Source organism: Streptomyces vastus (assembly GCF_039532825.1).
In the GTDB taxonomy this organism is placed as follows: Bacteria; Actinomycetota; Actinomycetes; order Streptomycetales; family Streptomycetaceae; genus Streptomyces; species Streptomyces vastus.
The window spans coordinates 57,622-70,253 of sequence record NZ_BAAASJ010000017.1; the positions used below are offsets into that span (position 1 = coordinate 57,622).

General features: G+C 69.1%; 11 protein-coding genes. All 11 read left to right on the forward strand.

Features of this window, described 5'->3' with window-relative positions; all coding sequences use genetic code 11:
• Positions 1-2 precede the first annotated feature (2 nt).
• The 11 genes from ABD357_RS06450 to metK all read left to right on the forward strand — a co-directional run bounded on the left by ABD357_RS06450 (position 3) and on the right by metK (position 12,620).
• Positions 3-1,289: a dihydroorotase gene (locus tag ABD357_RS06450; protein WP_344388099.1), complete on the forward strand. Its 1,287-nt coding sequence runs from the start codon at positions 3-5 to the stop codon at positions 1,287-1,289.
• Positions 1,286-1,864, forward strand: coding sequence for a PH-like domain-containing protein (locus ABD357_RS06455; protein ID WP_328772932.1), 579 nt, complete (start codon positions 1,286-1,288; stop codon positions 1,862-1,864). Before ABD357_RS06450 ends, ABD357_RS06455 begins: the two co-directional genes overlap by 4 nt.
• Positions 1,861-3,012 carry a glutamine-hydrolyzing carbamoyl-phosphate synthase small subunit gene (gene carA / locus ABD357_RS06460; protein ID WP_344388103.1) on the forward strand — a complete coding sequence of 384 codons (1,152 nt, stop codon included), beginning with the start codon at positions 1,861-1,863 and terminating at the stop codon, positions 3,010-3,012. The genes ABD357_RS06455 and carA overlap by 4 nt, the downstream gene beginning before the upstream one ends.
• Positions 3,005-6,313 (forward strand): carbamoyl-phosphate synthase large subunit, encoded by a 3,309-nt coding sequence (gene carB, locus ABD357_RS06465; protein ID WP_344388105.1) that lies wholly within the window; start codon positions 3,005-3,007, stop codon positions 6,311-6,313. The genes carA and carB overlap by 8 nt, the downstream gene beginning before the upstream one ends.
• Positions 6,314-6,317: 4 nt before the next feature.
• A complete protein-coding gene (locus tag ABD357_RS06470; RefSeq protein ID WP_344388106.1) occupies positions 6,318-7,424 on the forward strand; it encodes a quinone-dependent dihydroorotate dehydrogenase in 1,107 nt (368 codons plus the stop codon).
• Positions 7,421-8,272 carry an orotidine-5'-phosphate decarboxylase gene (gene pyrF / locus ABD357_RS06475; RefSeq protein WP_344388107.1) on the forward strand — a complete coding sequence of 284 codons (852 nt, stop codon included), beginning with the start codon at positions 7,421-7,423 and terminating at the stop codon, positions 8,270-8,272. Before ABD357_RS06470 ends, pyrF begins: the two co-directional genes overlap by 4 nt.
• A gap of 267 nt (positions 8,273-8,539) precedes the next feature.
• The gene (locus ABD357_RS06480) at positions 8,540-8,863 is read left to right on the forward strand and encodes an integration host factor (RefSeq protein WP_005319887.1); all 324 of its coding nucleotides are present in this window, start codon (positions 8,540-8,542) and stop codon (positions 8,861-8,863) included.
• A gap of 38 nt (positions 8,864-8,901) precedes the next feature.
• On the forward strand, positions 8,902-9,495 hold the full coding sequence (gmk, locus tag ABD357_RS06485; RefSeq protein ID WP_344388108.1) for a guanylate kinase: 594 nt from the start codon (positions 8,902-8,904) through the stop codon (positions 9,493-9,495).
• Positions 9,496-9,533: 38 nt separating this feature from the next.
• Entirely contained in the window at positions 9,534-9,806 is a 273-nt protein-coding gene (gene rpoZ, locus ABD357_RS06490; protein WP_033321800.1) for a DNA-directed RNA polymerase subunit omega, read from the forward strand.
• Positions 9,807-9,955: 149 nt separating this feature from the next.
• Positions 9,956-11,158, forward strand: coding sequence for a bifunctional phosphopantothenoylcysteine decarboxylase/phosphopantothenate--cysteine ligase CoaBC (gene coaBC / locus ABD357_RS06495; protein ID WP_344388110.1), 1,203 nt, complete (start codon positions 9,956-9,958; stop codon positions 11,156-11,158).
• 253 nt (positions 11,159-11,411) lie between these two features.
• Positions 11,412-12,620 carry a methionine adenosyltransferase gene (gene metK, locus ABD357_RS06500; RefSeq protein WP_344388112.1) on the forward strand — a complete coding sequence of 403 codons (1,209 nt, stop codon included), beginning with the start codon at positions 11,412-11,414 and terminating at the stop codon, positions 12,618-12,620.
• The last annotated feature ends 12 nt before the right edge of the window (positions 12,621-12,632 follow it).

Consider the following 12,632-nt stretch of genomic DNA (forward strand, 5'->3'; position numbering starts at 1 on the left):
AGATGAGCAAGATCCTGATCCGTGGTGCGAAGGTGCTCGGCGGCGAGCCGCAGGACGTCCTGATCGACGGCGACACCATCGTGGAGGTCGGTGCCGGACTTCCCGCCGAGGGAGCCGAGGTCGTTGAGGCCGAAGGCAAGGTGCTTCTGCCGGGCCTCGTCGATCTCCACACCCATCTGCGCGAACCCGGGCGTGAGGACTCCGAGACCGTCCTGACCGGTACGCGGGCTGCCGCGAGCGGCGGTTACACGGCCGTGTTCGCCATGGCCAACACCTTCCCGGTCGCCGACACCGCCGGTGTGGTCGAGCAGGTCTACCGGCTGGGCCAGCAGCACGGCTACTGCGATGTGCAGCCCATCGGGGCCGTCACCGTCGGCCTGGAGGGCAAGAAGCTCGCCGAGCTGGGCGCCATGCACGAGTCGGCGGCCGGCGTCACCGTCTTCTCGGACGACGGCAAGTGCGTGGACGACGCCGTGATCATGCGGCGGGCCCTGGAGTACGTGAAGGCCTTCGGCGGTGTCGTGGCCCAGCACGCGCAGGAGCCGCGGCTGACCGAGGGCGCCCAGATGAACGAGGGCGTCGTCTCGGCCGAGTTGGGGCTCGGCGGCTGGCCCGCCGTCGCCGAGGAGTCGATCATCGCGCGCGATGTGCTGCTCGCCGAACACGTGCACTCCCGGGTGCACATCTGCCATCTGTCGACCGCCGGCTCGGTCGAGATCGTGCGCTGGGCCAAGTCCCGCGGCATCGACGTGACCGCCGAGGTCACCCCGCACCACCTGCTGCTCACCGATGAGCTGGTCCGCTCGTACGACCCGGTCTACAAGGTCAATCCGCCGCTGCGCACCGAGCGCGACGTGATGGCCCTGCGCGAGGCGCTCGCCGACGGCACGATCGACATCGTCGCCACCGACCACGCCCCACACCCGCACGAGGACAAGGACTGCGAGTGGGCCGCGGCGGCCATGGGCATGGTCGGCCTGGAGACCGCGTTGTCCGTGGTCCAGCAGACGATGGTCGACAGCGGACTGCTCGACTGGGCCGGCGTCGCGGACCGTATGTCCTTCAAGCCCGCCCGGATCGGCCGGGCGACGGGACACGGCCGGCCCGTCTCGGCAGGTGAGCCCGCCAACCTCACGCTGGTCGATCCGGCATACCGTGGGACCGTGGACCCCACGGGCTTCGCGTCGCGCAGCCGCAACACTCCGTACGAGGGTCGTGAGCTGCCGGGCCGTGTCACGCACACATGGCTGCGGGGCCGCGCCACGCTCGTCGACGGGAAGCTCGCGTGACACCACTGACGCAACTGACGTACGCCGCGGAACAGAAGTCGGCGGAAGTGACCGACTGGGCCGCCCGCATCGGCTGGCTCGTGGGGCTCGCGCTCTTCGTCGCCCTCGTCTACTGGCTGATGCGCGAGGGCTGGAAGTGGCGCGGCACGCTCCAGGGAGACCTGCCCGAGCTGCCCCAGGCCCCGGACGAGCCCGGTCCGGTGAAGCTGACGATGAGCGGCCGCTACCACGGCTCCACCACCGCCGGTCAGTGGCTCGACCGCATCGTGGCGCACGGCCTGGGCACCCGCAGCCGGGTCGAACTCACGCTGACGGACGCGGGCCTGGATGTCGTACGCCCCGGAGCGGCCGACTTCTTCGTGCCTCTCGAGGCGCTGCGCGAGGCCCGGCTCGACAAGGGCATCGCGGGCAAGGTCCTCACCGAGGGCGGCCTGCTGGTCGTCACCTGGGAGCACGGTGACAGGCTGCTCGACTCCGGTTTCCGCTCCGACCACGCGGCCGAGCACAACGAGTGGGTCGAGACCCTGAACCAGATGATCAACAAGGACAGCAACAAAACGGAAGGCGCACGATGACCACCTCCACCCGGGGAGCTTCCAGAACTCCCGCCGTACTCGTCCTGGAGGACGGCCGGATCTTCCGCGGCCGCGCCTACGGGGCCGTGGGGGTGACCTTCGGAGAGGCCGTCTTCTCCACCGGGATGACCGGATACCAGGAGACCCTCACCGACCCCTCGTACCACCGCCAGGTCGTCGTGATGACCGCCCCGCACGTCGGCAACACCGGCGTCAACGACGAGGACCCCGAGTCGAAGCGGATCTGGGTCGCCGGCTATGTCGTACGCGACCCCGCGCGCGTGCCCTCCAACTGGCGCTCCCGGCGCTCGCTGGACGAGGAGCTCGCCCGGCAGGACGTCGTCGGGATCTCCGGCATCGATACGCGTGCCCTCACCCGTCATCTGCGCGAGCGCGGCGCCATGCGCGTCGGGATCTTCTCCGGGAACGCGCTGCCCGACGAGGGCACGATGCTCGCCGAGGTGCGCCAGGCCCCCGAGATGAAGGGCGCCAGCCTGTACGAGGAGGTCGCGACGGAGGAGGCGTACGTCGTCCCCGCCATCGGCGAGAAGCGGTTCACCGTCGCCGCGGTGGATCTCGGCATCAAGGGCATGACCCCGCACCGTATGGCCGAGCGCGGCATCGAGGTGCATGTACTGCCCGCCACCGCGACCGCCGAGGACCTCTACGCGGTCGGGCCCGACGGCGTGTTCTTCTCCAACGGTCCCGGCGACCCGGAGAAGGCCGAGCACCCGGTCTCGGTGATGCGCGCCGTCCTCGAGCGGAAGACCCCGCTCTTCGGCATCTGCTTCGGCAACCAGATCCTGGGCCGCGCCCTCGGCTTCGGCACGTACAAGCTGAAGTACGGCCACCGGGGCATCAACCAGCCCGTGCAGGACCGTACGACCGGCAAGGTCGAGGTCACCGCGCACAACCACGGGTTCGCCGTCGACGCGCCGCTCGACCGCGTCAGCGACACCCCCTACGGGCGTGCCGAGGTCTCGCACGTCTGCCTGAACGACCAGGTCGTCGAAGGGCTCCAGCTGCTCGACCAGCCGGCGTTCAGCGTCCAGTACCACCCCGAGGCGGCAGCGGGCCCGCACGACGCGGCCTACCTGTTCGACCGCTTCGTAGAGCTCATGGCAGAAAAGGGAGCCCAGCGTGCCTAAGCGCACCGATATCCAGTCCGTCCTGGTCATCGGCTCCGGCCCGATCGTCATCGGCCAGGCCGCCGAGTTCGACTACTCCGGCACCCAGGCCTGCCGTGTCCTCAAGGCCGAGGGCCTGAGGGTCATCCTCGTCAACTCCAACCCCGCGACGATCATGACGGACCCGGAAATCGCCGACGCGACGTATGTCGAGCCGATCACCCCGGAGTTCGTCGAGAAGATCATCGCCAAGGAGCGGCCGGACGCCCTGCTGCCCACGCTGGGCGGCCAGACGGCCCTCAACACGGCCATCTCGCTGCACGAGGCCGGGACGCTCGACGAGTACGGCGTCGAGCTGATCGGCGCCAATGTCGAGGCGATCAACAAGGGCGAGGACCGCGATCTCTTCAAGGAGGTCGTGGACGCCGTGAAGGAGAAGATCGGGCACGGCGAGTCCGCCCGGTCGGTGATCTGCCACTCCATGGACGACGTCCTGAAGGGCGTCGACACACTCGGCGGTTACCCGGTCGTCGTCCGGCCCTCCTTCACCATGGGCGGCGCCGGTTCCGGCTTCGCGCACAACGAGGACGAACTGCGCCGCATCGCCGGCCAGGGGCTCACCCTGTCCCCGACCACCGAGGTGCTCCTGGAGGAGTCCATCCTCGGCTGGAAGGAGTACGAGCTGGAGCTGATGCGCGACAAGCACGACAACGTCGTGGTCGTCTGCTCCATCGAGAACTTCGACCCCATGGGCGTGCACACCGGCGACTCGATCACCGTCGCCCCGGCGATGACGCTCACCGACCGCGAGTACCAGATCCTGCGCGACATCGGCATCGCCGTCATCCGCGAGGTCGGCGTCGACACCGGCGGCTGCAACATCCAGTTCGCGGTGAACCCCGAGGACGGCCGGGTCATCGTCATCGAGATGAACCCTCGCGTGTCCAGGTCGTCCGCCCTCGCTTCCAAGGCGACCGGCTTCCCGATCGCCAAGATCGCCGCGAAGCTCGCCGTCGGCTACACCCTGGACGAGATCCCGAACGACATCACCGAGAAGACACCGGCGTCCTTCGAGCCGACGCTCGACTACGTCGTCGTGAAGGCGCCGCGCTTCGCCTTCGAGAAGTTCCCGCAGGCCGACTCGACGCTGACGACGACCATGAAGTCGGTCGGCGAGGCCATGGCCATCGGCCGCAACTTCACCGAGGCCCTGCAGAAGGCGCTGCGGTCACTGGAGAAGAAGGGCTCGCAGTTCACGTTCATCGGGGAGCCCGGGGACAAAACGGCCCTCCTGGAAGAGGCGATCCGACCGACCGACGGGCGGATCAACTGCGTCATGCAGGCCATCCGTGCGGGCGCGACCCAGGAGGAGGTCTTCGAGGCGACGAAGATCGACCCGTGGTTCGTCGACCAGCTCTTCCTCATCAAGGAGCTCGCGGACGAGCTGACCGCCGCCGACAGGCTGGACCCGTCGCTGCTGGCGGAAGCCAAGCGGCACGGCTTCTCCGACGCCCAGATCGCCGAGATCCGTGGCCTGCGCGAGGACGTCGTCCGTGAGGTGCGGCACGCGCTGGGCGTGCGCCCGGTCTACAAGACGGTCGACACCTGCGCCGCCGAGTTCGCGGCGAAGACGCCGTACTTCTACTCCTCGTACGACGAGGAGAGCGAGGTCGCCTCCCGTGAGAAGCCCGCGGTGATCATCCTGGGCTCCGGGCCCAACCGCATCGGCCAGGGCATCGAGTTCGACTACTCCTGCGTCCACGCCTCCTTCGCGCTGAGCGACGCCGGGTACGAGACCGTGATGGTCAACTGCAACCCGGAGACCGTCTCCACGGACTACGACACCTCCGACCGGCTGTACTTCGAGCCGCTCACACTGGAGGACGTACTGGAGATCGTCCACGCGGAGTCCCTGGCCGGGCCGATCGCCGGTGTCGTGGTGCAGCTCGGCGGACAGACCCCGCTGGGTCTGTCGCAGGCGCTGAAGGACAACGGCGTCCCGGTGGTGGGCACGCCGCCCGAGGCGATCCACGCCGCCGAGGACCGCGGCGCCTTCGGCCAGGTGCTCGCCGAAGCGGGGCTGCCGGCTCCCAAGCACGGCACCGCGACGACCTTCGAGGGCGCCAAGGCCATCGCGGACGAGATCGGCTACCCCGTCCTCGTACGGCCCTCGTACGTGCTCGGCGGGCGCGGCATGGAGATCGTGTACGACGAGACGCGACTGGAGGCGTACATCGCCGAGTCGACCGAGATCTCCCCGTCACGCCCGGTCCTCGTCGACCGCTTTCTCGACGACGCGATCGAGATCGACGTGGACGCGCTGTACGACGGCCACGAGCTGTACCTCGGCGGCGTCATGGAGCACATCGAGGAGGCCGGGATCCACTCCGGCGACTCGGCGTGCGCGCTGCCGCCGATCACGCTGGGCGGCTTCGACATCAAGCGGCTGCGGGCCTCAACTGAGGCCATCGCGAAGGGAGTTGGCGTCCGGGGGCTGATCAACATCCAGTTCGCGATGGCAGGCGACATCCTGTACGTCCTCGAAGCCAACCCGCGTGCCTCGCGCACCGTCCCCTTCACCTCCAAGGCGACGGCCGTGCCGCTGGCCAAGGCGGCGGCCCGGATCTCCCTTGGCGCGACCATCGCCGAACTGCGCGCCGAGGGGCTGCTCCCGGCGAGCGGTGACGGCGGCACGCTGCCGCTGGACGCGCCGATCTCCGTCAAGGAGGCCGTCATGCCGTGGTCGCGCTTCCGCGACATCCACGGGCGCGGCGTCGACACGATCCTCGGCCCGGAGATGCGCTCCACCGGTGAAGTCATGGGCATCGACTCGGTGTTCGGCACGGCGTACGCCAAGTCGCAGGCGGGCGCGTACGGTCCGCTGCCGACCAAGGGCCGCGCCTTCATCTCCGTCGCCAACCGCGACAAGCGCTCGATGATCTTCCCGGCGCGTGAACTGGTCGCCCACGGCTTCGAGTTGCTCGCCACCTCCGGCACGGCCGAGGTGCTCAAGCGCAACGGCATCAACGCCACCGTCGTACGCAAGCAGAGCGAGGGCACCGGCCCGAACGGCGAGCGGACGATCGTCCAGCTCATCCACGAGGGCGAGGTCGACCTGATCGTCAACACGCCGTACGGCACCGGTGGCCGCCTCGACGGCTACGACATCCGTACGGCCGCCGTGGCCCGCTCCGTGCCCTGCCTGACGACCGTGCAGGCGCTCGCCGCCGCCGTCCAGGGCATCGACGCGCTCAACCACGGGGACGTGGGCGTCCGTTCGCTCCAGGAACACGCGGAGCACCTCACGGCGGCGCGGGACTGACGCCATGTACCGACTGTTCTTCAGTTTGCTCTTCAAACGGATGGACCCGGAGCGGGCCCATCACCTGGCCGTCGCCTGGATCCGCCTCGCCGCCCGCCTCCCTGTGCTGCGTACGTTCATCGCGGCGGCTCTCGCCCCGCGCCACAAGGAGCTGCGCACCGAGGTCTTCGGGCTGCGGATGCACGGGCCGTTCGGGCTCGCGGCCGGCTTCGACAAGAACGCGATCGCGGTCGACGGGATGTCGATGCTCGGCTTCGACCACGTCGAGATCGGCACGGTCACGGGGGAGCCGCAGCCCGGCAACCCCCGTAAGCGGTTGTTCCGGCTCGTCCCGGACCGGGCGCTGATCAACCGCATGGGGTTCAACAACGAGGGCTCCGCTGCCGTGGCGGAGCGCCTGGCAGGCCGCGAGGCGGTCTTCAGGACCGTCGTGGGCGTCAACATCGGCAAGACCAAGGTCGTGCCCGAGGCCGAGGCGGTAGGCGACTATGTGAAGTCGACGCGGCGGCTTGCCCCGTACGCCGACTATCTGGTGGTCAACGTTTCCTCGCCGAACACGCCGGGCCTCAGGAATCTGCAGGCGGTGGACCATCTGCGACCGCTGCTCAGCGCCGTCCGCGAGGCCGCCGACCAGGCCGTGACCGAACGCCGCGTCCCGCTGCTGGTGAAGATCGCCCCCGATCTCGCCGACGAGGACATCGACGCCGTCGCCGACCTCGCCGTGGAGCTCGGCCTGGACGGGATCATCGCCACGAACACGACCATCGCGCGCGACGGGCTCGGTTTGACATCCGAACCCTCCGTCGTGAAGGAAACCGGTGGCCTCTCCGGTGCGCCGCTGAAGTCGCGCTCCCTGGAGGTGCTGCGTCGCCTCTACGCGCGCGTGGGCGACGACATCACGCTCGTGGGCGTCGGCGGCATCGAGAACGCCGAGGACGTCTGGCAGCGCATCCTGGCCGGCGCCACCCTGGTCCAGGGCTACAGCGCCTTCATCTACGAGGGCCCCTTCTGGAGCCGTGCGATCCACAAGGGGCTCGCGGCACGCCTGCGCACCAGTCCATACGCCACCCTTGCCGACGCGGTCGGCGCCGACATGAAGGAGCCCGCGTGAACCTGGAACCCTTCGGTACGCGCCTTCGCCGCGCCATGGACGAACGCGGTCCGCTGTGCGTCGGCATCGACCCGCATGCCTCGCTGCTCACCGACTGGGGCCTGAACGACGACATCGCGGGCCTGGAGCGCTTCAGCCGCACCGTCGTGGAGGCGCTGGCCGACCGGGTCGCCGTACTGAAGCCGCAGAGCGCGTTCTTCGAGCGCTTCGGGTCACGCGGTATCGCCGTACTGGAGAAGTCGGTCGAGGAGGCACGGGCCGCCGGGGCGCTCGTCGTCATGGACGCCAAGCGCGGCGACATCGGCTCGACCATGGCCGCGTACGCCTCCGCCTTCCTGGAGAAGGGTTCGCCGCTGTTCTCGGACGCGCTGACCGTTTCCCCGTACCTCGGCTACGGATCGCTGAAGCCGGCCGTCGAGCTCGCGCGCGAGAGCGGTGCCGGGCTGTTCGTGCTAGCGCTCACCTCCAACCCGGAGGGCGGCGAGGTGCAGCACGCGGTACGGCCCGACGACGCGGCCCGCAGGAACGTCGGCGCCACCATGCTCGCGCACCTCGCAGAGGAGAACGCGGGGGAGGCCCCCATGGGGTCCTTCGGCGCGGTCGTGGGCGCCACGCTGGGCGACCTCTCCTCGTACGACCTCGACATCAACGGGCCGCTCCTCGCGCCCGGCATCGGCGCCCAGGGAGCGACCCCCGCCGATCTTCCGGGCGTCTTCGGGGCCGCGGTGCGTCGTGTGGTTCCGAACGTCAGCCGGGGTGTTCTGCGTCACGGACCCGATGTCGGCGCGCTACGCGCGTCCGCGGACCGGTTCGCGGAGGACATCAGAGCGGCCGTGGCGGCGGTCTAGCGTCTTCGGCGCCTCTTCGGTGAGGTCCTTGTGGACGTCCCACGTCTGAATACACCCTCAAATCCGGAGCGCTATGTACCAAATGTCGGGTTCAATGGAGGCTGACCAGGACTTTTCCGCTGTTCTCGCTGACTCCAGCGGACTTGGCCGCTAGTCTCCGACGAGTGGGGACGGGCAAGAAGCGTTGCTCGTTGCTCCCCAGGTGTGGGGCGACTAGGTTCCTCACCGGTCCGTATCCGACAGTTCGACATCCGAGGTGACGTAGGCGTGGCTCTTCCGCCCCTTACCCCTGAACAGCGCGCAGCCGCGCTCGAAAAGGCCGCCGCGGCTCGCCGGGAGCGGGCCGAGGTCAAGAATCGACTCAAGCACTCCGGCGCCTCCCTTCACGAGGTCATCAAGCAGGGCCAGGAGAACGACGTCATCGGCAAGATGAAGGTCTCCGCTCTCCTGGAGTCCCTGCCGGGCGTGGGCAAGGTCCGCGCCAAGCAGATCATGGAGCGACTCGGGATCTCCGAGAGCCGCCGCGTGCGCGGCCTCGGCTCCAACCAGATCGCGTCTCTTGAGCGTGAGTTCGGCGGCGGTGCCGCCTGACGTTCTCGGGCACTCCTGAGAACCTGGATAATCGCTGCATGGCTGCAACATCCCGGGGGACAACCCCCGTACCCCCGGAATCACGTCCGCGGCTGACCGTGCTCTCCGGCCCCTCCGGGGTCGGCAAGAGCACGGTCGTCGCTCATATGCGCAAGGAACACCCCGAGGTCTGGCTCTCGGTGTCGGCGACGACCCGTAAGCCGCGTCCCGGTGAGAAGCATGGCGTCCAGTACTTCTTCGTCAGCGACGAGGAAATGGACAAGCTGATCGCCAACGGAGAGCTTCTCGAGTGGGCGGAGTTCGCCGGCAACCGCTACGGCACCCCGCGGGGCGCCGTGATGGAGCGGCTGGAGTCCGGCGAGCCCGTCCTGCTGGAGATCGACCTCCAGGGCGCGCGTCTGGTCCGCGAGTCGATGCCCGAGGCCCAGCTGGTGTTCCTGGCTCCGCCCTCCTGGGGGGAACTGGTGCGCAGACTCACCGGGCGGGGCACCGAGCCGCCCGAGGTGATCGAGCGCCGACTGGCCGCCGCGAAGGTCGAGCTGGCGGCCGAGTCGGAGTTCGATGTCACCCTGGTCAACACCTCCGTCGAGGACGTGGCGCGTGAGCTGCTAGCCTTGATGGACGTAGTGTGATCGTTTTCGATCTCATCCCATCTTTCGGAAGGTAGAGCGTGTCCTCTTCCATTGCCGCGCCCGAGGGCATCATCAACCCCCCGATCGACGAGCTCCTCGAGGCCACCGACTCGAAGTACAGCCTCGTGATCTACGCGGCCAAGCGGGCCCGTCAGATCAACGCGTACTACTCGCAGCTCGGCGAGGGTCTCCTCGAGTACGTCGGTCCGCTCGTGGACACGCACGTCCACGAGAAGCCGCTCTCGATCGCCCTGCGCGAGATCAACGCGGGCCTGCTGACGTCCGAGGCCGTTGAGGGCCCGGCGCAGTAGGCAGCGTGCGGCAGGCGCCGCACAGTAAGCAATATCTGCAGATCGCAGCAGGCTTTTCCACAGGCCCGGCAGCCCGGCTGTCGGGCCTGTGGTGTGTCATGAGTACGTATACGTTTGCAGGCGCAGGTGAGCCGAGCCGGGGAGAGACCGTGGACAAGCCGAAGGTCGTGCTGGGAGTCAGCGGTGGCATCGCCGCGTACAAGGCGTGCGAACTGCTGCGCCGGCTGACCGAGTCGGGGCACGACGTACGGGTCGTACCGACCGAGTCGGCGCTCCATTTCGTCGGCGCCGCGACCTGGTCCGCGCTCTCCGGCCACCCCGTCACGACCGAGGTCTGGTCCGATGTGCACGAAGTCCCGCATGTCCGCATCGGCCAGGAGGCGGACCTGGTGGTCGTGGCGCCCGCCACCGCGGACATGCTGGCGAAGGCCGCGCACGGCCTGGCCGACGACCTGCTGACCAACACCCTGCTCACCGCCCGCTGCCCGGTGGTCTTCGCCCCCGCCATGCACACCGAGATGTGGGAACACCCGGCCACGCAGGAGAACGTCGCGACGCTGCGCCGCCGCGGTGCCGTCGTCATCGAGCCCGCCGTCGGCCGTCTGACGGGCGTCGACACGGGCAAGGGCCGGCTGCCGGAGCCCGGCGAGATCTTCGAGACCTGCCGCCGGGTGCTGGCCCGCGGGGCTGTCGCCCCCGATCTGGCGGGCCGCCATGTCGTGGTCAGCGCCGGCGGCACGCGCGAGCCGCTCGACCCGGTCCGCTTCCTCGGAAACCGCTCCTCCGGCAAGCAGGGGTACGCCCTCGCGCGCACCGCTGCGGCCCGGGGTGCCAGGGTCACGCTGATTGCCGCGAACACCGGGATGCCGGACCCGGCGGGCGTGGACGTGGTGTCGGTCGGCACGGCCGTCCAGTTGCGCGAGGCGGTGCTGAAGGCCGCCGCGGACGCCGACGCGGTGGTGATGGCGGCCGCGGTCGCGGACTTCCGTCCGGCTGCGTACGCGGCCGGAAAGATCAAGAAGAAGGACGACCGGGACCCGGATCCGATCACCCTGGTGCGTAATCCCGACATCCTCGCCGAGATATCCACCGAGCGCGCCCGCCCCGGTCAGGTGATCGTAGGCTTCGCCGCCGAGACGGACGACGTCCTCGCCAATGGGCGGACGAAGCTGGAGCGCAAGGGATGCGATCTCCTCGTCGTGAACGAGGTGGGGGAGCGCAAGACCTTCGGCTCCGAGGAGAACGAAGCGGTCGTGCTCGGTGCCGACGGCAGTGAGACCCCCGTGCCGTACGGGCCCAAGGAGGCTCTGGCCGAGACGGTGTGGGATCTCGTGGCGCGGCGCCTGGAGTGATGCCTGATTCGTTCCGTCGGAGCAGTCTTTGTCGACTTCCGAAACCGGCGAATTCGTGCGGGGAAAGCTGGCGGAAACCGAGCGTCGTTGGGCAGAATGCCTGTGCCGCAGGTCACAGGTCTTCCGAGTCGCGAGACGGGGTGGACCCGCAGTCGAGCGTGACCGATAAACTGACCCCCGGACGACAGCGGGCGCAGCCCCCGATCCGTCCACCAATGATCAGCCAGCAGCCGCTGCAACCCCAGGGAGCGTTGTGTCCCGTCGTCTGTTCACCTCGGAGTCTGTGACCGAGGGTCACCCCGACAAGATCGCTGACCAGATCAGCGACACCATTCTCGACGCGCTTCTGCGCGAGGACCCGAAGTCCCGGGTCGCCGTCGAAACGCTGATCACGACCGGCCTCGTTCACGTGGCGGGCGAGGTCACGACCAAGGCGTACGCGCCGATCGCGCAGCTGGTGCGCGACAAGATCCTCGAGATCGGTTACGACTCCTCGAAGAAGGGCTTCGACGGCGCCTCCTGCGGCGTGTCGGTGTCGATCGGCGCCCAGTCCCCGGACATCGCGCAGGGCGTCGACACGGCGTACGAGAAGCGCGTCGAGGGCGACGAGGACGAGCTGGACAAGCAGGGCGCGGGCGACCAGGGCCTGATGTTCGGTTACGCGACAGACGAGACGCCCGAGTTGATGCCGCTGCCGATCCACCTGGCGCACCGCCTGTCGAAGCGACTCTCCGAGGTCCGCAAGAACGGGACGATCCCCTACCTGCGCCCCGACGGCAAGACCCAGGTCACCATCGAGTACGACGGCGACAAGGCCGTCCGCCTCGACACGGTGGTCGTCTCCTCGCAGCACGCCCAGGACATCGACCTGGACTCGCTCCTGGCCCCTGACATCCGCGAGTTCGTGGTCGAGCCCGAGCTCAAGGCCCTCCTGGACGACGGCATCAAGCTGGACACCGAGGGCTACCGCCTGCTGGTGAACCCCACCGGCCGCTTCGAGATCGGCGGCCCGATGGGTGACGCCGGCCTGACCGGCCGCAAGATCATCATCGACACGTACGGCGGCATGGCCCGCCACGGCGGCGGCGCCTTCTCCGGCAAGGACCCGTCCAAGGTGGACCGCTCGGCGGCGTACGCGATGCGCTGGGTCGCCAAGAACGTCGTGGCGGCCGGCCTGGCCACCCGCTGCGAGGTCCAGGTCGCCTACGCCATCGGCAAGGCGGAGCCCGTCGGCCTCTTCGTCGAGACCTTCGGCACCGCCAAGATCGACACCGACAAGATCGAAAAGGCCATCACCGAGGTCTTCGACCTCCGCCCCGCCGCGATCATCCGCGACCTCGACCTGCTCCGCCCGATCTACGCCCAGACCGCGGCGTACGGCCACTTCGGGCGTCCGCTGGACGACTTCACGTGGGAGAAGACGGACCGGGTGGAGGCGCTGCGTCGGGCGGCTGGGCTCTGACCCCACCGTTCG

Coding starts and splice junctions, on each gene's coding strand:
- ABD357_RS06450 (WP_344388099.1), top strand. CDS start 3: ATGAGCAAGATCCTGATCCGTGGTGCGAAGGTGCTCGGCGGCGAGCCG.
- carA (WP_344388103.1), top strand. CDS start 1,861: ATGACCACCTCCACCCGGGGAGCTTCCAGAACTCCCGCCGTACTCGTC.
- ABD357_RS06470 (WP_344388106.1), top strand. CDS start 6,318: ATGTACCGACTGTTCTTCAGTTTGCTCTTCAAACGGATGGACCCGGAG.
- gmk (WP_344388108.1), top strand. CDS start 8,902: ATGGCTGCAACATCCCGGGGGACAACCCCCGTACCCCCGGAATCACGT.